The organism is Sphingomonas sp. GV3, from assembly GCF_031082075.1.
Taxonomy (GTDB): Bacteria; Pseudomonadota; Alphaproteobacteria; order Sphingomonadales; family Sphingomonadaceae; genus Sphingomonas; species Sphingomonas beigongshangi.
The window spans coordinates 2309175-2328653 of sequence record NZ_JARWLE010000001.1; the positions used below are offsets into that span (position 1 = coordinate 2309175).

Genomic DNA, 19479 nt, shown 5'->3' on the forward strand with positions numbered 1-19479 from the left:
AAAGCATCAGAAGGGGCTGATGACGGAGAAGAAGCGGCTCAGCCAGCCCTGGCGGCTGGCGCGGGCGACATCGCCCTTGCCCGTATAGGCGATCTGCGCATCCGCGACGCGCGTCGACAGCACCCGATTGTCGGCGTCGATGTCGGCGACCCGGACCAGGCCCTTGATTCGCACATATTCGTCGCCGCGGTTCAGCGTGACGCGCTTCTGCCCCTGCACCATCATCGTGCCATTGGGGTAGACCTGCGACACGGTGACGGAGATTTCGCCGGACAGCGAATTCGCCTGGTCCGCAGCGCCCTTGCCGTCGAAGCTGCGCGCGCCGCTGGCGGAGGCGTCGCTGTTCTTGAACAGGTTGAGCAGACCCGTGGTCGGCGGCGTGATGCTGCCGGAACCCGAGGAATCGAGCTTCGAGCTCGCGGACTTGGAGGCGGCGGTGCGCTCCACCAGCACGATGGTGAGCGGATCGCCGACCTTGCGCGCGCGCCAGCCCTCGTACAGCGCGGCATAGCCGTCGCCCGCCTGGAAGATCGCGCCATTGGCGGGTGCTGCCACCGGCGCCGCCAGCGGCGCGCGCGTGACGCTGAAATCCTCCGGCGGCGCCTTCTTCCCGAAGATGCCGGCATGCGCCTCGGTCGGCGACAGCGCCGCGATGACGAGCAGGCCCGATGCCGCGGCGAGCGCAATTTCGACCCAATGGGTGCCGAAGCGGAAAGGCGTGGGAGCGCGGGATGCCATGATATGCGTACCGATCAGACGTTCTGGTTGACGTATTTGAGCATGTCGTCGGTGGCCGAGATCATCTTCGAGTTGACCTCATAGGCGCGCTGGGTCTCGATCATGTCGACCAGCTCCTCGACGACGTTGACGTTGGACGCTTCCAGCGTGCCCTGGCGGACGTTGCCGCGGCCGTCCTGCCCGGGGATGCCCATGTTGGGCGCACCCGACGAGGCGGTCTCGCGCAGGTAATTGTCGCCCGTGGACTGGAGGCCGGTCGGATTGGGAAAGCTCGCGACCTGGATCTGCCCGAGGTTGCTGCCGGTCGTCTGGCCGGGCAGCTGCGCGGTGACGGTGCCGTCCGTGCCGATCGTGATCCCCGTGGCGTTGGGCGGGATCGTGATGCCGGGCTGGACCTGATAGCCTTCGGACGTGACCAGCAGGCCTTCCGGGCTGCGCGAGAAATTGCCCGCACGCGTGTAGCCGAGCTGACCGCCGGGCATCTGGATCTGGAAATAACCGTCGCCGTCGAGCGCGAGGTCGAGGCTGTTGCCCGTCTGTTGCAGCGATCCCTGCGTATCGATCCGCGCCGTGCCCTGGATCCGCACGCCGGTGCCGAGATTGAGGCCGGTGGCATATTTGGTGTCGGCGGTCGACTGGGCGCCCGGCGCGGTGATCGTCTGATAGGCGAGCGTCTCGAACGCCGCGCGATCCTTCTTGAATCCCGTCGTCGAGACGTTGGCGAGATTGTTCGAGATGACGCGCATGCGCGTGTCCTGGGCGTCGAGCCCGGTACGCGCGATGTGCATGGCTGCGGATGACATGCTCTTTTATCCCTTAGCTCGGCAGACGCATCACGGAGGTGCTGCTCTCGTCCATGTCCTTGGCCGATTTCATGATGTTGGCCTGAACCTCGTAGCTGCGCTGGTTCTCGATCATGTCGACCAGCGCCTGCGTCATGTTGACGTTGGAGCCTTCCAGCGCCCCGCCCTGCACCCTGGCGTCGAGGTTGGCGGGAAGCGTGCCGCCACCGCGCACGCGCAGCAGGTTGTCGAGGCCCTTGACGGTGTCGGCACCCTTGGTGCTGACCAGCTTCAGCCGGTCGAGCACCTGCGGGTTCTTCGGATCGCCGCCCTGCGGCACGATCGTGATCGTGCCGTCGCCGGCGATCGTCAGGCTGTCGTGCGGCGGCACGGTGATCGGGCCGCTCTGCCCCTGGACGATATAGCCGTCGCCCGTTTGGAGCACGCCCGAGGGCGCGACCTCCAGATCGCCGCGGCGGGTATAGGCCTCGCTGCCGTCCGCCGCCTGCACCGCGAGCCAGTCGCTGTTGCCGGAAACCGCGACGTCGAGCGGACGGCCGGTCGACTGGATCGCGCCGGGGGTGCGATCCGCGTCGGTGACCTCCTCGCTGGTCGGCATGCGCGCCTCCAGCGTCGAACCGCCGCCCTTGAGCAAGATGCGGTCGAAGACGACGCGATCGGCGCGAAAGCCCGTCGTGGACGCGTTCGCCATATTGTTGGCGATGGCCGCCTGCGCCGCCATGTGCGCCCTGAGGCCCGTCGCCGCCGTATAGACCAGCTTGTCCATCTAGATGCCCTTCGCGCCGCCGCCGTCGATCAGCTGCGGATGTTGAAGATGGTCTGCGAGACCTGGCTGGCGGTATCGAGCGCCTTCGCGTTCGCCTGGAAGTTGCGCTGCGCCGCGATCAGGTTGACCAGCTCTTCGGTGATGTCGACGTTCGACCCCTCGATCGTCCCCGACATCAGCGAACCGAAGCCGTCGGCGCTCGCCGAACCCAGCTTCGCCGCGCCAGACACGCCCGTCGCCGCCCAATAGCTGTTGCCGATCTGGCGAAGACCGGTCGGCGTCGAGAAGCTCGACAGCGCGACCTTGCCCAGCGGCACGATGTCGCCGTTCGAGAAGCTGGCCTGGATCAGGCCGGCGTCGGTAACGGTGACGCCGGACAGCTGGCCGACGGGAACGCCGTCCTGCGTCTTCGAATTGACCGAGAAGGCCGAAGGCAGCTGCGTCGAATTGGCGAGGTTGAGCGTGACGCTCTGCGCCGCCGCGCCCGAGGTGGGGACGAACTGGTCGTAGGAAATCGACTTGGCGTTGGCATCGCCGTTGACCGAAGCGAGCGCACCCTTGCTGTCGAAGGTCAGCGTGACGGGCGCGGGCTTGCCGTTCGCGTCCATCTGGTTGTTCACCGACAGCTGCTGGTCGCCGACGAAGCTGTACACCGACCAGGTGCCCAGCGTCGGCGGGGTGGCCGCCGCATTCGCATCCGCCGTGCGGATGTAATAGCTCGTCATCGTCTGCGGGTTGCCGTTGGCATCGTAGATGCGCGTCGCGACCGAGTTGTTGTAGGTCGTCGGGTCGGTGCGGACGAACGGCTTCTGCGCCGTCGGCGTCTTCACCGTCGAGGTGGCCGACAGCTGCACCGCGGTCGAGACGTTGGCCGTGCCCTTCGGCGTGCCGCTGGTCTGCTGGATCTGCAGCTGGGTCAGGCCCGACTGGCTGGTCGAGGTGACGTTGCCGTCGCTGTCGACGGGATAGACCAGCAGGTAGGATCCCTGCGCGTCGACGACGTTGTTGTTCGAATCGACCGAGAAGCTGCCGTTGCGGGTATAGGCGAGCGCGTCGCTGACGCCGGTCGTGCGCAGCGTGAAGAAGCCTTCGCCGACCAAGGCCAGGTCGAGCGCGTTCGACGTGGTGGTGAGGTTGCCTTCCTTGAACTGCTGCGCCGATCCCTTCACGACGACGCCCGAGCCGACCATCTTGCGCGGATCGGTCGAGACGCTGGACGCGATGATGTCGGCGAATTCGGTGCGGCTCTTCTTGAAGCCGGTCGTCGAGACGTTCGCGAGATTGTGCGAAATGGTGGCCATGTCGGTCTGCGACGCCTGGAGGCCGGACAGCGAGGTATAGAAGGACATCGGAAGCTACTCCTGAGAAAGACGGGGAAAGGGATGCGAAAAGGGATCAGGTGGCGGACCGGACGTCGGCGGGTTTGACGTCGCCGACGCCGACGACCTTCAGCGTCGGCGTGCCGCTGGACGGCAGCGACACCGACTGGACCGGGGCCCAGACGAGGCTTCGGGTGGTGATGTCCGTGTTGGCGTTGGCCGCGGCGACGCTGACCGTGAACGGGCCGTTGGTGACGGCGTTCCCGTCCTCGTCCTTGCCGTCCCAGCTCCACTCGGCGCTGCCCGCCTTGGTCGCGCCGAGCTGCAGCTGACGGACGGTGCCGCCGTTCGCATCGGCGATCGAGACGGTGACCTGGGTCGCATCCTTGTCGAGTTCGACCGCACCGTCGAGCGAACCGTCGGAGCGCGGATAGGCCGTGGTGCCCGGCACGAGCACGGTCTTGCCGACATAGCTCATCGCGTCGGCGGCGCTCGATCCCCCCAGCTTGGTGGCGATGCCGCTCAACGTCGAGTTCATCTGGCTGATGCCGGCGACCGACGAGAATTGCGCCATCTGGGCGACCATCTGCGTATTGTCGACCGGGTTGAACGGATCCTGGTTCTTCAGCTGCGCGGTCATCAGCGCGAGGAAGTCGGACTGGTCGAGCGTCGTCTTGGTCCCCGTGGAGGAGACTTTGGGCGCAGTCTGCGACGCGGTGGTGGCGATGCCCATCGCGGCATAGTTCGGCTGCGTACTCGACGTCGTATTGGTGATATCTGCCATGATCAGCGGCCCAGCTTGAGGGTGTCGATGGTGAGCTGCTTCGCAGTGTTCATCACCTCGACGTTGTTCTGGTACGAGCGCGCGGTCTCCATCATGTCGACCAGCTCGCGGCTTTCATCGACGGCGGCCTCGTAGATATTGCCGTCCTTGTCGGCCAAGGGATTGGCCGGGTCGTACCGCTTGGTCGGCGCTTCGCCGGCCGTCACGATCTTCTCGACGTCGACGGTCGCGAGCCCGCTCGCCGCGTCGAAGCTGGTGCGGAACACCGGCTTCATCGTCTTGTAGGCGGCGTCCGCGGAACCGGCGATGCCGCCGGCATTGGCGAGGTTGGACGCGGTCGTGTTCATGCGCAAAAGCTGCGCGCTCATCGCGCGCCCGGCGACCTGGAACACCGACATGGGATTGTCCGCCATGGCTTATTCTCCCTTCAGCGCACGGGTGATCTGGCTGATGCGGCCGTTCAGGAACGACAGCGTCGTCTGGTACTGGACCGCATTCTCGGCGAAGGCGGTCTGCTCCTGATTGAGTTCGACCGTATTGCCGTCCATCGAGGTCTGCAGCGGGACGCGATATTTGGTCGCCGCCGTGATGCCCTGGGCGCCGGCGTCGTTCTCGACCGACGCGAGCGCCGACTGGAAATCGATGTCGCGCGCCTTGAAGCCGGGGGTCGAGGCATTGGCGATGTTCGACGCGAGCACGCCCATGCGCTGCGAGCGCACCTCGAGGGCGGCCCCGTGAATTCCGAACAAGCTGTCTGCGGCCATTGGCCTCTTGCCTCCCGCGCCCCATTGCGCTGCCGCCATGCCAAGCAACAGGCGTGCCAATTTCGATCGGACGAGGCGCGAAGCCGCGCAAAATCTGAAAAGGCGGTGGATATGCCGGGCGTCGGCAAATGGAGCGGCAAGCCTTTGCCGGTCGGCGGCAAGTCTTGCCGGGTCGCGGCAAGCGCCTTGGCTGCCGCCGCCGTGGACATGCGGTTCCCACGGCATCCGCATGAACTGGCCCGGCCCTTGCATGAGGGCGGGATCATGACGATCGCCCAGTTCCTCGATCCGACCGCTTTCGCCATCGTCGGCGGCGGCACGCTGCTCGCGACGATGCTGCGCGCGCCGGGGCGCGACCTGATCCGCGCGCTGAGCGCGCTGCGCGTGCTGGCACGACGTCCGTTCCGTGCCGACTCCCTGCTCGATCAGATCGCGGCGCAGGATCGGATCGCCCGGCGGCACGGCGTGATGGCGCTGGACCGTTCGGTGATCAAGGACGTGGATGTCGCCGTCGCAATCGCGGCCATCGTCGACGGGGCGATCCCGCGCGATGTCGAGGCGCGGTTGCGGCAGGCACGCGCCGCACGGATCGAGCGTCACAGTGCCGCCGCCGATGTCTGGTCCGGCGCCGCCGAGGCCGCGCCCGCCATGGGCATGGTAGGCACGCTGATCGGCCTTGCCGCGATGTTCGCGCACCTGTCCGATCCGCATGCGATCGGCGCAGCGATGGGAATCGCGCTGCTGGCGACGCTGTACGGCGCGCTGCTCGCCAATCTGGTGCTGATGCCGATATGCCACCGGTTGCGTGTGGCGGGACGGGTCGAGGCATCCGAGCGGGCGCGTCTCGAGCCGCCGCTCATGGCCCTCGCGCTGCGCGAGACGCCCCGCCACCACATGCAGAGCGCGGCATGATCGATCCCGCCGCCCCGACCTGGCCCGAGCCCGCGCCGACCAAGCCGCTGTGGCTGGTGACGCTGGCCGACCTGGCGCTGCTGCTCGTCGGATTCTTCGTGCTGCTGCAGGCCAGCGATCACCCGCGCGTGGTCGCCGAGGCGCTGCGCGCGCAATTCGGCGGCGAACGTGCCGCACCGGCTCCGGTGATGGCGTCCGGCATGCTCGACTTCGCCGCCGGCGCGGCGACCCTGCCAGAGGATCCGGCGGCGCTCGTCGCCTGGGCACGCGAGGCGACGCGCGATCCGCGGATCGCGCTGACCGTGACGGGTTCGGTCGACGGCAGCCGCGCCGATGTCGATCCGTCGACCGGCAGCGGCGCGATCCTCGCGGCCGATCGTGCCCGGACCCTCGCCGCCGTGCTGGCGCCGGTGTCGCCGCGCATCACCATCACATCCTCCACCACACCCGGCCGTCGTGCGGCCATCGTCACGCTCGCCTTCGCCGGCGAGCGCAAGGAAATGCCATGATCGCCTTGTTTCTGCTCGCCGGCGCCACCATCGGTGCGTTCCAGGATACCAGCGGCCTCGATCGCGCGGTCGCCGCCTTCACGAGTCGGCCGATCGGCGCCGAGGGCGGGGCCCGTACCGCGATCGATTCCCGCCTGCGCCTCGCCGCCTGCCCGACCGTGTCGCTGTCGTGGCGCACCGATGCGCATGACGCGGTGGTGGTGTCGTGCGCCGGACCCGACTGGCGCATCTTCGTGCCCGTCATCCGTCCCGCCGACGCGCCGCCGCCGACCACGCGCGCCGCGGTGCTGCCGGCGGCAAAGGCGGAGCCCGTCATCCGCCGCGGCGATCCGGTGGTGATCGAGGCGGGGTCGCCCGGCTTCTCGATCAGCCGTGAAGGCGTCGCCATCGGCGATGCCGCGCCGGGCGCCCGGTTCATGGTCCGCGTCGACGATGCGAAGACGCCGGTGCAGGCGATCGCCATCGCCGGCGGCCGCGCCACGCTGCCCGGCTGGGACGAATGACCGGGCCGCTGCGCACCGGCCATAAATATCTGCTAAACTCCCGTCGCGCTTGGCCGTTTATCCCCTTGTCGGAAACCTCGGACAGGTGCGGACATGGTGGAATCAATCGGCTCTTCGCCGCTGAACGGAAGTGGAAACGTCTCGCGCGTCACCGCGCCTTCGGCCGTGCCGTCGCCCCAGGCCGTGGCCGCCCAGCCCAGCCCGACCCAGGCCAATCCGGCAGTACTCGCAGCGAGCGCGGGCGCGCAGCTGAGCGGTCTTGCCAAGGCCCTCGCCTCCGAGGCGCCGATCGACTCCGACCGGGTCCAGGAGATCCGCAAGGCGATCCAGAACGGCTCCTTCCCCATCCTGCCGGCGACCATCGCCGACCGGCTCATCGCCCTCAAGCTGAACTGGGACGGCAATGAAAAGGCGTGAGGCCCTGATCCGCGTCATCGACGCGCTGCATGCCGAGATCGACGCGCTGAAGAGCAACGACGTCGGCGCGCTCGAGCGTGCCACCGCCGAAAAGCTGGCGGGGATCGAGGAAATCGCCGCGCTGGGTACCGGCCCCGCCGGCCCCGAAATCCGCGAGCTGGCGGAAGAGGCGAACCGTCTCAACGAGACGTGCCGCATCTACGTCAACCTGATGGCGGCAAATGTTCGCCGCCGCCTGCAAATCCTGTCCGGCGACGCCGGCAGCGGCGGCCGCAACCGGGTGTTCCAGGCCTACGCCTGAGCCCCCCTGCCCCCGTCCCCCGACGCAGATCGGCGGGCGACAGGCGTGACGGGAAAAGCGTTAACCCAATTTGGCACGGCTCTTGCTGGAACATCACTCGATAACAGGGGTGTGTTCCGACGCAATGACCGTCAATCCGATTTCTGCCGGACGAGTCCAATTGGCGATCGCGCTTGCGAGCAGCAAGACGGGCGTCGATTTCGACTATCTGCTCGGCCAGGCCAAGATCGAAAGCGGGCTGAATGCCGGCGCGCGCGCGGGCACCTCGTCCGCCAGCGGCCTGTATCAGTTCGTCGAGCAGAGCTGGCTCGCGGTGATGAAAAAGCACGGCGCCGAGCATGGCATGGCATGGGCGGCGAACAGCATCGGCCAGACTGCGGGCGGCCGCTATACCGTTTCCGACAGCGCGACGCGCCAGGCGATCCTCGCGCTGCGCAACGACCCCACCGCCGCCTCGCTGATGGCGGCGGAACATGCATCGGACAACAAGAGCGAACTGGAAGGCACGCTGGGCCGCAGCGCCAATGGCACCGACCTGTACATGGCACATTTCCTGGGGATCGGCGGCGCGAAGAAATTCCTGTCGGCCATGGCCGCCAGCCCCGGCGCCTCTGCCGCCGCCCTGTTTCCGGCCGCCGCGAACAGCAATCGGAGCATCTTCTACGCCTCGAACGGCCAGCCCCGTTCGCTGTCCGCGATCTACCAGCGGTTCACCGACAAGCTGAACGCGGCGAGCGACAGCGTCAGCGAGACGCGCGCCGCCAACCTGGCCTTTGCCGCGCAGTCGCTGAAGATGGATGGCGACGCCACCGTCGTCACCGGCGGCAACGAAAGCGCGACCGACGCGCTCGACTGGGCGAAGCAGGCGATGGCCCGCTTCGGCGCGGGCAACACCGCGGACGCGGCGCAGAGCCTGCTGCGTCCGACGCCGAACACCGCGCGGCTCGCCTATATGATGCTCGCGAGCCTGGGGAACTGACGGCATGAACAAGCTTCTCGCCGGCGGCCGCGGCGCCGCGCTGCCCCTCGCCATCCTGCTGCTCGTGCTGGTGATGGTCGTCCCCATCCCCAAGCAGCTGCTCGACGTATTCTTCGTCGCCAACATCGCGATCAGCCTTGCCGTGCTGATGGTGTCGCTGAACGCGCAGAAGCCGCTCGACTTCAGCGCCTTTCCGACCGTGCTGCTGTTCGCGACGCTGTTCCGCCTCGGCCTCAACGTCGCCTCGACCCGCATCGTGCTGGTCCACGGGCACGAGGGCGAGAGCGCGGCGGGCCATGTCATCGAGGCGTTCGGCACCTTCCTGATCGGCGGCGACTATGTCGTCGGCATCTTCGTCTTCGCGATCCTGATGATCATCAACCTGATCGTCGTGACCAAGGGCGCGGGCCGCGTATCGGAAGTCTCCGCGCGCTTCACCCTCGACGCGCTGCCCGGCAAGCAGATGGCGATCGACGCCGACCTCAACGCCGGCCTGATCACGCCCGACCAGGCGAAGGCGCGCCGCGTCGAGGTCGCCACCGAGGCGGATTTCTACGGCTCGATGGACGGTTCGTCCAAGTTCGTGAAGGGCGACGCCGTCGCCGCGATGCTCATCCTTGCCGCCAATATCATCGGCGGCCTGATCCTCGGCCCGGTCAGCCACGGCATGGGGCTGGCCGATGCGGCGAAGACCTATATCCTGCTCGCGATCGGCGACGCGCTCGTCGCGCAGCTGCCGGCGCTGATGCTCTCCATCGCCGCCGCCGCGATCGTGACGCGCGTCAATTCGGAGCACGATCTCGCCGGCCAGATCGGTAGCCAGTTCGGCTCGTCGCGGACGTGGATCCCCGTCGCGGTGATCCTGGCGCTGCTCGGCATCCTTCCCGGCATGCCGCATATCGTCATCCTCGGCGCGGCGGCGATCGCCGGCTTCACGGCCTGGAAGCTCCGCCAGATCGAGAAGCGGCCGAAGCCGATCCCGGTCGAGGCGCCCGCCGAACCCGTCGATCCGTCGAAGATCGGCTGGGACGAGGTCACCGACGGCATGCAGGTCAACCTCGACATCGGCTATGGCCTGGTACCGCTGGTCGACGAGCGCCGCGGCGCGCCGCTGATGGGGCGCATAACCGGCGTGCGCCGCCAGCTGTCGAAGGACCTCGGCTTCGTCGTACCGCAATGCCGGGTACGCGACGACATCAACCTCGCGCCCTTCACCTATCGCATCCTGGTCAACGGCGTCGTCGTCGGCGAGGATCAGGTGAGCCCGGACGAGATGCTCGCGCTCGACACGGGCCAGGCCTATGGCCAGCTCGACGGCAAGAAGGCGAAGGATCCGACCTTCGGCCTCGACGCGACGTGGATCCCGGCGGGCGATGCCGATGCGGCGACGGGCGCCGGCTATCTGGTGGTCGATGCGGGCACCGTGATGGCGACGCATCTCAACCATCTGCTCGGCCAGAATGCGTCCGACCTGCTCGGCCCGGACGAGGTGCAGGCGCTGCTCGACGGGCTGAAGGAGCGCGCGGCACAGCTGGTCGCGTCGCTGACACCCAACCCGCTCCCGCTCACCACGCTGACGCAGGTGCTGAAGGGCCTGCTCGCGGAGAATATCCCGCTCAAGGAATTCCGCCGGATCGCCCAGGCGATCTCCGTCGCCGCGACGCGGGCGGCCGACCCGGAGGACATCATCGAGCTGATCCGGCCCGAACTCGGTCCGCTGATCATCCAAAAGCTGTGCGGTGTCCGCGAACCGCTGCGCGTGATGACGCTGGAAGGGCAGCTGGAAGGGCTGCTCGGCCAGGCCGCGCGCGCGGATCAATCGCGCCGCCACGTCATCGAGCCCGATCTCGGCCGGCGCATCGTCGATGCGCTGCAACAGGCGGCACAGCCGCTGATCGCCGAGGCCAAGCCGTTCGCCCTCGTCGTCCAGCCCGCGATCCGCCTCGCGATCCGCAAGCTGGTGCGCACCGTGCTGCCCGACACGCCGGTGCTGTCGTTCTTCGAAGTTCCGGAGGAAAAAGCCGTGGAAGTCGTCGCCGTGATCGGTGCGCCGCAGCAACAGGCGCTGGCGGCATGAGCATGGAACCGATGAGCCAGTCGTTCCGCGACGCACAGCCTGCGCCCGCGGGCAGCATTCCCGCGGTGCCCGGCTCGATCCCGGCCGGACTTGCCCCGCCGCTGACCTATTCGCCGCGCCGGCGACCGGAAGCGGAGAAGGAGGCGCTGATCCGCCAGTATCTGCCGCTGGTCCGCCGGATCGCCTGGCATGTGCACGGGTCGATGAGCACGATCGTCGATGTCGAGGACCTGGTACAGATCGGCCTGGTCGCGCTGGTCGAGGCGATCGGCCAGGCGGCCGAGCAGGGCGGGCAGTTTCGCGCCTATCTGCAGACCCGGTTGCGCGGCGCGATGATCGACGAATTGCGGCGGCAGGCGACCGCGACGCGTGGCGCGATGCGCCGGCGGCGCCAGTATCAGGAGGCGGTTGCCGCGCTGACGCAGGCCACTGGGCAGCCGCCGTCCGAGGCCGCGGTCGCAGCACAGCTCGGCATCTCGGTCGAACGGTTGCGCACCGATTACGCGACGGCGGACACGTTACGCCTCGAGTCGATCGACGACGTCTATCAGGATGATCTGCCCTGGTTCGCCGACGATTCGCCCGACGCCTTCGCGCAGCTGGCGGAAAGCGACTTGCGCGATGCGCTGATTGCCGCGATCGGCGCGCTGCCCGAGCGCGAGGCGATGGTCATCCAGCTCTATTATGTCGAGGAGCTCAACCTCGAGGAAATCGGGCAGGTGCTCGGCGTCGGATCGGCACGCGTCTGCCAGATCAAGGCGGCGGCCCATGCCAAGCTGAAGAAGGCGCTCGCCCGCAAGGTCTAGGGTCCGGCAGGGCGGCCCGGCGGAGGCCGGCCGCCCCCTGGCGCGATCAATAGCCGACGGTGAAGCGCGCGCGCACGTGCGCCGGGCGCTCGATCTCATCGGCCATGGCGATCGCGAAATCGGCGAAACTGATGCTGCTGCCGCCGGCGTGGCTCAGCAACGTGTCGCGTCCCAGCCGGAACACGCCGGTGCGCGGGCCCTCGAAGAACAGCGCCGATGGCGACAGGAACGTCCAGTCGAGATCGTCCGTTGCCCGGAGCGCGTCCAGGAAAGCGGCGCCGCTTTCCGATTCGGCCCGATACTCCGACGGGAAATCCGGAGAATCGAGCAGACGCACGCCCGGCGCGACCTCGAGGCTGCCGGCGCCGCCGACGACCAGGTAGCGCTTGACGCCGGAAGCACGCACCGCGTCGATCAACGTCGCGGCCGGAAGGGCGACGAACAGCACCGCACTGACAACGGCATCATGGCCGGCGAGGCCGGCGGCGAGCGCCGCGGAATCGGCCGCGTCGACCGCGACCGGCGTGACGCTCTCGATACCGACAAGCGGCTCCGGGTTGCGTGCGACCGCCGTGACCCGGTGGCCGCGCCGCGCGAGCTCGCGAACGATTTCCGATCCAGCGCGGCCGGTGGCGCCGACGACAGCGATATTCATGGTCGAACATCCCAAGGTGGTTTCCAATGGAAACCAGGTAGCGATGAAGCTATGCGGTGAAAAGAAGGCACCGCCGATCCACCAGGTGACGTTCAGGAAACCCGTCCAGGAAACTCGCCCAGGAAATCCGCCATGTCCGCCGCATCCGGGCCGATCGCGCCCCCAGCCCCAGCTCCTGCCCCTGCCCCTGCCCCTGCTTCCGGATCCGCCCTCGCCACGCCGCCACAAGCGCGTCCGGGCTCGGCGGCCGCCGCCCCGCCCGATCCTGCCGCGCCGCATGCCGGGTCGGGCGCGACCATGCCGCCCGGCGATGCCCGCGATCCGCACTGTCCGACCCGGCAGGTGCTCGATCGCATCGGTGACAAATGGGCGGTGCTGATCCTGCTGCACCTTGCCGACGGCCCACGCCGGTTCAACGCGCTGCGCCGCACGATCGGCGGCATTTCGCAGAAGATGCTGTCGCAGGTGCTCAAAAGCCTGGAGCGCGACGGGCTGGTCGCGCGCACCGTCTATCCGACGACGCCTGTCGCGGTGGACTATGCGCTGACCGGCCTGGGCGAGGGCCTGATCGACAGGCTGCGCCCCGTCATCGGCTGGGCCGAGGCCAATGTCGGCGCGATCATGGCAGCGCGCGCCGCTTTCGGCGCAGAGGGTGTGCCGCCTCCGGCCTGACGCGCGAAAACCCCGGTGGCGAACCACCGGGGTCTCGTTGCCCGCTCTCCTTGGGGAAGAGCCGGTCCGTCGGCGCCGGAACCCTTGGGGGGCGGTGCCGGCGCCGCGCCGGATTACTGGAGCAGCTTGAGCACGCCCTGCTGCGACTGGTTGGCCTGCGCCAGCATCGCGGTCGACGCCTGGCTGAGGATCTGTGCCTTGGCGAGCGCGGTCGTCTCGGTCGAGAAGTCCGCGTCTTCGATGCGGCTCTTCGCATCCGTCAGGTTCGTCGCGTTGGTGGTCAGGTTGTTGACGACCGACTGCAGACGGTTCTGCGAGGCGCCGAGGCTGGCACGGGCGGTGCTGACGGTGGTCAGCGCCGAGTCGATCGTGGCGAGCGACGAATTGGTCGCGGTCGTCAGGTCGACCGAGGTCGCCGCGGTGATCGTCGTATCGGTCGTCAGCTTGGTGATCGACAGGTCGACCGCGTCGGTGCTGTTCGCGCCCGCCTGGATGCGGAAGGTGCTGGCAGTCGGGGTCGGCGTCGGGGTCGGCGTCGGGGTCGGCGTCGGCGTCGGCGTCGGGGTCGGCGTCGGCGTCGGCGTGGGAGCCGGGGTCGGAGCGGTCACCGAACCGTCGAACAGCTTGTTGCCGTTGAACTGCGTGTTGGCGAGCGTCGACGTGATCTGCGTCTGAAGCGCGGACGCTTCCTGCTGCAGGTTCGCCTTGTCGCTGGCGCTGTAGGTGCCGCTGGTCGCCTGTACCGCCAGTTCGCGGATGCGCTGCAGCATGTTGCTGACTTCGCCCAGCGCGCCTTCCGCCGTCTGCGCCAGGCTGATGCCGTCGTTGGCGTTGCGGATGCCCTGGTTCATGCCGCGGATCTGGGCCGACATGGTGTTGCTGATCGCAACGCCGGCCGCGTCGTCCTTGGCGGAGTTGATGCGCTTGCCGGTCGACAGGCGCTCCATCGAGGTCTGCAGCGCGCTGCTGGCCGTGGCGTTGGCGTTGGTCGCACGCAGCGACGCGATATTCGTGCCGATGACAGTCATGTGAGGTCTCCTTTGCTACGGCCTTCCCGCCGCCCCCTTCAGCGGAGGGCCGAGCCGTCAAAGGGGATAACGGCCGTGCAAATCGGGGTTTTAGGAGAAAAATCGCGGCATCGTCCTGTCGCCGGCATCACCATCGCCCCCATAGGAAGATCACGCGCGCGCGCATCGCGCCGCCGGCACGCGCGCCCGGAAATATTTTGCCGGGCCGGCTGCCGCTTTAACGGGGCATTTACCAATACTGCCGCATCTAGGCTGCATCCTTGGGGGATAGCCATGCGTTCGATTTTTCCTTCCGCCGCCGTGTCGGGGCGCCGTTACGCACTCGTGTCCAGCCTGCGGGCACAGGGTTTCACGATCGGCAGCACCGATTCGGCCCGTCCGGCGGCGTCGGACATGTTCCTGATCGCCGACGGCGAGGTGCCGCCGGCGCCGGCGCGGACGGTCGTGCTGGGCGACGACGGGCAATATGTCGTCCCCTCGACCAACGGCAATCCGGCGCGAATCGCCTTCGGGCCGAACGACACCGCGGTCGGCAACGGCTTCGTCCGCGCGCTGCTCGCCGGACCCGACACCCCCACGGCCGCCGATCCCGAAAGCCTGGCGCTGCTGGCGCTGGCCGAACGCGTCGCCCAGGCCGACATCACGGTGCTGATCAACGGACCGACCGGCACCGGCAAGGAAGTGCTGGCGCGCGCGATCCACAACAACTCCCCCCGCCGCAACGGCCCGTTCGTCGCGATCAACTGCGCGGCCTTGCCCGAGACGATGCTGGAAGCGCTGCTGTTCGGCCATCAGAAGGGCGCGTTCACCGGCGCGTCGAGCGGCGGCGAAGGCTTCTTCCGCGCGGCCGACGGCGGCACCATCCTGCTCGACGAGATCGCCGAAATGCCGCTCCAGCTGCAGGCCAAGCTGCTGCGCGTGCTGCAGGAGCGCGAGGTCGTGCCGATCGGCGCCAGCCAGCCGGAGGCGGTCGACGTGCGGGTCATCGCCTGCGCGAACCGCGACCTGCAGGGCGAAGTGGCCGCCGGCCGCTTCCGTGCCGACCTCTACTACCGCCTCTCGGTCTTTCCGCTCGCCACCAAGCCGCTCGCCGAACGGCAGCAGGACATTCCCGCGCTCGTCGCGACGATGATCCTGCGCCACGCCGGCACTCGCCAGATCGTACCCTGGCCGACGCGCGAGGCGATCGAGACGCTGGTCAACCACGAATGGCCGGGCAACGTCCGCGAGCTCGAGAATGTCATCCAGCGCGCGCTGCTGTTCGCCGGCGGCGACACGATCGACGCCAGCCACATCGTCTTCGATCGCCCGATCAGCTTCACCTTCCACCAGACGCAGCCCGCGCAGGTCGTGCAGCTGCGCCCGCCTGTCGCGGCGGCTCCGGCCGAAGCCGCGACGCACGGCGCGGTCACGCTGGGCAATGTCGTTCAGATGAGCGAATTCCAGGCGATCCGCGAAACGCTCGCCGCCTGCGGCGGCAGCCGGATCGAGACGGCGCGCCGCCTCGGCATCTCCGAGCGCACCCTGCGCTACCGCCTCGCCAAGGCGCGCGAGCAGGGCGAGGATCTCGCCCGCCCCGCTAGCGTCGCGGTGTCCGCATGAGCGGCGTGTCCGGCGTCGGCGGCGCGATGGGCGTCGACCGGGTGATGGCGCTGCGCGCGCAGATCCTCGAACGCAATCAGGCGCTCGCCCGCGCCGGTTCGGGAGCCGGTGTCGACGGCGCGCAGGCGACCGGCGGCGCGGCCAAGCCGGCCAGCTTCGCCGACTCGCTGCAGGACGCGCTGAAAAGCGTCAACGAGGGCCAGAACAAGGCCAATGCGCTGTCCGAAAGCTACGAGCGCGGCGAAACCGTCGACATCGCGAAGGTGATGCTCGCCCGTCAGCAGGCATCCGTCGGCTTCGAGGCGACGCTGCAGGTCCGTAACAAATTGCTGTCCGCCTACAAGGACATCATGAGCATGCCGGTGTAACGCGCGATGAGCACTGCCCTCACCACCACCACGCCGTCGGCGAACGCTCTGCCCGAGAAGTTCGCCAACCCCTTCCTCCAGATCAAGGGCGTGCTGGCACAGCCCGCGGTGCGCCGCAGTCTGCCGATGGCGATGCTCGTCGGCCTGATCGCCGCGGCCGCGCTCGCCTGGATGACGCTGTCGACGCCGACGCAGAAGACGCTGTTCACCAATCTGACCGATGCCGACAAGCAGGCGGTCACCAGCGCGCTCACCCAGGCGGGGATCAACAGCCGGATAGACGACGGCACGGGTGCGCTGACGGTCGACGAGGACAAGTATAGCAAGGCGCGGATGCTGCTCGCCGGCCAGGGCCTGCCAAAGGCGGCGCCGGGCGGCTATGCGATCCTCGACCAGCTGCCGATGGGCGTGAGCCGCGCGGTCGAAGGCGAACGCCTGCGCCAGGCGCGCGAGACCGAGATCGCCCGCTCGATCGAGGAGATCGACGCGGTCGCCGAGGCACGCGTCCACCTCGCCATGCCGGAATCGTCGGTGTTCGTCCGCGACAACGCCAGCCCGTCCGCCTCCGTCATCATCAAGCTGCAGGGCGGCCGCGCGCTCAGCGACGCGCAGGTCCAGTCGATCGTCAACCTCGTCGCCTCGTCGGTGCCGGGGATGAAGCCGGAAAGCGTTTCCGTGGTCGACCAGATGGGCGCGCTGCTGTCCAAGCCCGGCGGCGCCGGGGCGACCAGCGACAGCGACAAGCGGCTCGAGGTGCAGCGCCAGACGGAATCCAAGGTCCGCCAGCAGCTGACGCAGCTGCTCACGCCGCTCGTCGGCGTGGGCAATTTCACCGCGGAGGTGCAGGCCGACATCAACCTGGACGAGACCCAGGCGACGCGCGAAAGCTACGACAAGCAGGGCGCGCTGCGGGCCGAGACCGGCAACTGGACCGGCAATCAGGCGCCCTCGCCGGCGACGCCGGGCGGCATTCCCGGCGCGCTCAGCAACACGCCGCCGCCGGCCAGCCAGCTGTCGACGCCGCAGCCCGCGAATGGCGCGAGCGGCCAGCCCGCGACACCGGATCCGGCGCCGACCCCCGGCGGCCCAGCGCCCAATCCGAACAAGCAGACCGACAGTTTCCAGCGCGCCTATGACCTCGGCAAGGAGGTGTCCGTGACGCGCAACGCTCCGGGGACGGTCAAGCGCCTGTCGGTCGCCGTGCTGCTCCGCGATCCGGCCACCGGCAAGCGCAGCGCGATGGAGATCGGCCAGATCACCGATCTCGTGAAGAGCGCGGTGGGCTATGACCAGGGTCGGCAGGACCAGGTGACCGTGATCAGCCGCAAGTTCGCCGACCCGGGCGACGTCGCGACATCCAAATGGTACGACAATGCCTGGCTGCCGGTGCTGGCGCGCAACGCGACCGCGATCGTCATCGCCCTGCTCGTCCTGCTGCTCGGCGTGCGTCCGCTTGCCAAGGGCCTGATGAAGAAGCGCGAGGAAGCCACGCCGGGCGCGCTGCCGATGGGTGCGGCGGATGGTGACACGGCCGCGGCGCTCGCCGCGGAGGGGATCACCGTGCATCACCCCGTCGGGCTCGAGCGGCTCGCGGAAAGCCAGAACATCGACGACCGGATCGGCGCGGTGCGCGGCTTCACGCGTGACAATCCCGCCCGCGCCGCCCTCGCGTTGCGCGACATGATGAAGGCGGATGCGAAATGAGCGACGTCGCAACCGCCCCGCGCAACTTCACCGGCGTCGAACGCGCCGCCGTGCTGATGATGCTCGTCGACGAGGAGGAAGCCGCGGCCATGCTCCAGAAGCTCGATCCCGAAGAGGTCCGCGAGCTGGGCGCCGCGATGCTCAACGTCGCCGACGTTTCCGAGGAAGAGATGGCGAACGTCCTCGACGACTTTACCGGCAAGGCGCGCGATCGCACCGGCATCTCGTTCGATCCCCGCCCCAAGGTGGAGGCGGTGATGACGCGCGCGCTCGGCGACGAGAAGGCAGGCAGCATCCTTGCCCGGATCACGCCGCCCGACGCGGCCTGCGGCCTGGAGATTCTGAGCTGGCTCGATGCCCCGGAGATCGCGGCGATGATCGAGAAGGAGCATCCCCAGATCGCCGCGGTGGTGATCGCCAACCTCGATCCGGCGGTCGGCGGCAAGGTGCTGGAACAATTGCCCGAAGGATCGCAGCCCGACATCCTGCACCGTATCGCCAAGCTCGGCCCGGTGAACCCGGACGCGATCGACACGCTGAAGACGCTACTCGCCAACCGGCGCGGCAGCGGCGGAGCCGGACTGACGCTGGGCGGCACGCGCGAGGCCGCGAAGATCCTGCAGGGCGCGCGCAAGGCCACCGAGCAGCGCGTCATGCCCAAGCTGTTCAAGATCGACAAGGATCTCGCCAAGGCGATCGAGGAGGCGATGTTCGTCTTCGACAATCTGCTCGACATGGACGACAAGAATCTCGGCACGCTCATCCGCAATGTCGACGGCGACGTCCTGTCGCGCGCGCTCAAGGGCGTGGACGAGGCGGCACGCGAGCGCTTCCTGGGCTGCATGTCGGCGCGCGCCGCCGACGGCATCCGCGACGAGATGGAAGCGCGCGGCCCGATGAAGCTCGCCGAGGTGCTCGACGCGCAGAAGGTGATGATCGCCATCGCACGCAACCTGGCCAAGGACGGCACGATCATGATGGGCGGCGGAGACGACGATTATGTCTGACGCCTTCGCCTCCGGCGCCCGCCCGTCGTCGCCCGCCAGCTTCGTCGCCGGCTTCGCGGTGCGGCACGACACGCCGCCGCACCTGCTTGCCGCCGCGCTGTCGCCGACGCCGGGCTTCACGCCGCGCGACATGTGGGACCGTATCGCGCGCGAGATGGCGGACGATTCGCCGGTCAGGCCGAAGCATTTCAGCCCCGCAGACGGCGGCGGCATGGGGCGGGCGACCGAAGGCTGGGACCCGCTCGACGCATCCGCCGAACCGACGCCGTTCATCGACCCGGTCGAGACCGCGCACGCGGCCGGCTATGCCGAGGGGCTGGCGGCCGCCGCCGCTGCTGCACGCGAAAGCGGCGACCGGGACAAGGCGCTGCTCGTCGAACTCGCCGCCGCGCTCGCCAACGGACACCAGCTCGACCGCGAGCGCATCGCCCGCCAGCTCCGGCAGACGGTGATGCTGCTGGTGACGCGGCTGGTCGGCGAGACCGGCGTCGCCGCGGAGGTGCTCACCCGTCGGATAGAGGCCGCCGCCGACCTGCTTGCCGATGCGAGCGAATCGGCCATGCTGCGCCTCAACCCCGCCGACGTGGCGCTGGTGGAGGGCAACCTGCCCAAGTCGATCTTCGCGATCGGCGACGCGGCCGTGGCGCGCGGCAGCTTCGTGCTCGAAAGCGCCTCCACCCTGGTGGAGGATGGTCCGGAGCTCTGGCTCGAGCAGCTCGCCGAAGCGATCGACCGCGTCCCCGTTCCCCCCACCGCAGCCTGAAC

The 19479-nt window shown here is 68.7% G+C and carries 23 protein-coding genes; 14 read left to right on the forward strand and 9 right to left on the reverse strand.

Annotated elements, in window-relative coordinates:
• Positions 1-6: 6 nt before the first annotated feature.
• Genes RF701_RS10985 through RF701_RS11015 form a run of 7 tightly spaced genes read right to left on the reverse strand, consistent with a single transcriptional unit; the run spans position 7 to position 5174 of the window.
• Positions 7-738, reverse strand: a complete 732-nt coding sequence (locus tag RF701_RS10985) for a flagellar basal body L-ring protein FlgH (protein ID WP_203309164.1) — start codon at positions 736-738, stop codon at positions 7-9.
• Positions 739-752: 14 nt separating this feature from the next.
• Positions 753-1541 carry a flagellar basal-body rod protein FlgG gene (gene flgG / locus RF701_RS10990; protein WP_203309163.1) on the reverse strand — a complete coding sequence of 263 codons (789 nt, stop codon included), beginning with the start codon at positions 1539-1541 and terminating at the stop codon, positions 753-755.
• A 13-nt stretch (positions 1542-1554) separates the two neighbouring features.
• The gene (locus RF701_RS10995) at positions 1555-2307 is read right to left on the reverse strand and encodes a flagellar basal body rod protein FlgF (protein WP_308814983.1); all 753 of its coding nucleotides are present in this window, start codon (positions 2305-2307) and stop codon (positions 1555-1557) included.
• A gap of 29 nt (positions 2308-2336) precedes the next feature.
• Positions 2337-3656: a flagellar hook protein FlgE gene (locus RF701_RS11000; RefSeq protein ID WP_203309161.1), complete on the reverse strand. Its 1320-nt coding sequence runs from the start codon at positions 3654-3656 to the stop codon at positions 2337-2339.
• A 46-nt stretch (positions 3657-3702) separates the two neighbouring features.
• On the reverse strand, positions 3703-4410 hold the full coding sequence (locus RF701_RS11005; RefSeq protein WP_308814984.1) for a flagellar hook capping FlgD N-terminal domain-containing protein: 708 nt from the start codon (positions 4408-4410) through the stop codon (positions 3703-3705).
• Between the two features lie 2 nt (positions 4411-4412).
• Positions 4413-4823 (reverse strand): flagellar basal body rod protein FlgC, encoded by a 411-nt coding sequence (gene flgC, locus RF701_RS11010; RefSeq protein WP_203309159.1) that lies wholly within the window; start codon positions 4821-4823, stop codon positions 4413-4415.
• Positions 4824-4826: 3 nt separating this feature from the next.
• Positions 4827-5174, reverse strand: coding sequence for a flagellar basal body protein (locus RF701_RS11015; protein WP_203309361.1), 348 nt, complete (start codon positions 5172-5174; stop codon positions 4827-4829).
• Positions 5175-5438: 264 nt separating this feature from the next.
• On the opposite strand from RF701_RS11015, the gene RF701_RS11020 reads away from it, so the two are divergent.
• From RF701_RS11020 to RF701_RS11055, 8 genes are all read left to right on the forward strand, one after another.
• A complete protein-coding gene (locus RF701_RS11020) occupies positions 5439-6086 on the forward strand; it encodes a MotA/TolQ/ExbB proton channel family protein (protein ID WP_308814985.1) in 648 nt (215 codons plus the stop codon).
• Complete coding sequence (locus RF701_RS11025) at positions 6083-6595, forward strand: hypothetical protein (protein WP_246848029.1); 513 nt, start codon at positions 6083-6085, stop codon at positions 6593-6595. Before RF701_RS11020 ends, RF701_RS11025 begins: the two co-directional genes overlap by 4 nt.
• Positions 6592-7098 (forward strand): flagella basal body P-ring formation protein FlgA, encoded by a 507-nt coding sequence (locus tag RF701_RS11030; protein ID WP_308814986.1) that lies wholly within the window; start codon positions 6592-6594, stop codon positions 7096-7098. The genes RF701_RS11025 and RF701_RS11030 overlap by 4 nt, the downstream gene beginning before the upstream one ends.
• Before the next feature lie 93 nt (positions 7099-7191).
• A complete protein-coding gene (gene flgM, locus RF701_RS11035; protein WP_210357525.1) occupies positions 7192-7515 on the forward strand; it encodes a flagellar biosynthesis anti-sigma factor FlgM in 324 nt (107 codons plus the stop codon).
• Complete coding sequence (locus tag RF701_RS11040) at positions 7502-7816, forward strand: flagellar protein FlgN (RefSeq protein ID WP_203309155.1); 315 nt, start codon at positions 7502-7504, stop codon at positions 7814-7816. Before flgM ends, RF701_RS11040 begins: the two co-directional genes overlap by 14 nt.
• Before the next feature lie 124 nt (positions 7817-7940).
• Positions 7941-8795 (forward strand): lytic transglycosylase domain-containing protein, encoded by an 855-nt coding sequence (locus tag RF701_RS11045; protein WP_308814987.1) that lies wholly within the window; start codon positions 7941-7943, stop codon positions 8793-8795.
• 4 nt (positions 8796-8799) lie between these two features.
• Positions 8800-10872 (forward strand): flagellar biosynthesis protein FlhA, encoded by a 2073-nt coding sequence (flhA, locus tag RF701_RS11050; RefSeq protein ID WP_308814988.1) that lies wholly within the window; start codon positions 8800-8802, stop codon positions 10870-10872.
• Complete coding sequence (locus tag RF701_RS11055) at positions 10869-11678, forward strand: RNA polymerase sigma factor FliA (protein ID WP_308814989.1); 810 nt, start codon at positions 10869-10871, stop codon at positions 11676-11678. The genes flhA and RF701_RS11055 overlap by 4 nt, the downstream gene beginning before the upstream one ends.
• 46 nt (positions 11679-11724) lie before the next feature.
• Here the strand turns inward: RF701_RS11055 and RF701_RS11060 are convergent, their stop codons facing one another.
• A complete protein-coding gene (locus tag RF701_RS11060; RefSeq protein WP_308814990.1) occupies positions 11725-12333 on the reverse strand; it encodes an NAD(P)-dependent oxidoreductase in 609 nt (202 codons plus the stop codon).
• A 297-nt stretch (positions 12334-12630) separates the two neighbouring features.
• Between RF701_RS11060 and RF701_RS11065 the strand changes: the two genes are divergently transcribed.
• Positions 12631-13005, forward strand: a complete 375-nt coding sequence (locus RF701_RS11065) for a helix-turn-helix domain-containing protein (RefSeq protein ID WP_210357876.1) — start codon at positions 12631-12633, stop codon at positions 13003-13005.
• 113 nt (positions 13006-13118) lie between these two features.
• Here RF701_RS11065 and RF701_RS11070 read toward each other — a convergent pair whose 3' ends face one another.
• Complete coding sequence (locus RF701_RS11070) at positions 13119-14033, reverse strand: flagellin (RefSeq protein WP_308814991.1); 915 nt, start codon at positions 14031-14033, stop codon at positions 13119-13121.
• 273 nt (positions 14034-14306) lie between these two features.
• On the opposite strand from RF701_RS11070, the gene RF701_RS11075 reads away from it, so the two are divergent.
• From RF701_RS11075 to RF701_RS11095, 5 genes are read left to right on the forward strand one after another with little or no spacing between them, the layout of a single operon-like run.
• Entirely contained in the window at positions 14307-15635 is a 1329-nt protein-coding gene (locus RF701_RS11075; RefSeq protein WP_308814992.1) for a sigma 54-interacting transcriptional regulator, read from the forward strand.
• On the forward strand, positions 15632-16003 hold the full coding sequence (gene fliE, locus RF701_RS11080; protein WP_203309148.1) for a flagellar hook-basal body complex protein FliE: 372 nt from the start codon (positions 15632-15634) through the stop codon (positions 16001-16003). The genes RF701_RS11075 and fliE overlap by 4 nt, the downstream gene beginning before the upstream one ends.
• A gap of 6 nt (positions 16004-16009) precedes the next feature.
• Positions 16010-17707 carry a flagellar basal-body MS-ring/collar protein FliF gene (gene fliF, locus RF701_RS11085; RefSeq protein ID WP_210357520.1) on the forward strand — a complete coding sequence of 566 codons (1698 nt, stop codon included), beginning with the start codon at positions 16010-16012 and terminating at the stop codon, positions 17705-17707.
• Positions 17704-18714 carry a flagellar motor switch protein FliG gene (fliG, locus tag RF701_RS11090; protein ID WP_308814993.1) on the forward strand — a complete coding sequence of 337 codons (1011 nt, stop codon included), beginning with the start codon at positions 17704-17706 and terminating at the stop codon, positions 18712-18714. Before fliF ends, fliG begins: the two co-directional genes overlap by 4 nt.
• Positions 18707-19477, forward strand: coding sequence for a FliH/SctL family protein (locus RF701_RS11095; RefSeq protein ID WP_210357519.1), 771 nt, complete (start codon positions 18707-18709; stop codon positions 19475-19477). The genes fliG and RF701_RS11095 overlap by 8 nt, the downstream gene beginning before the upstream one ends.
• Positions 19478-19479: the final 2 nt, after the last annotated feature.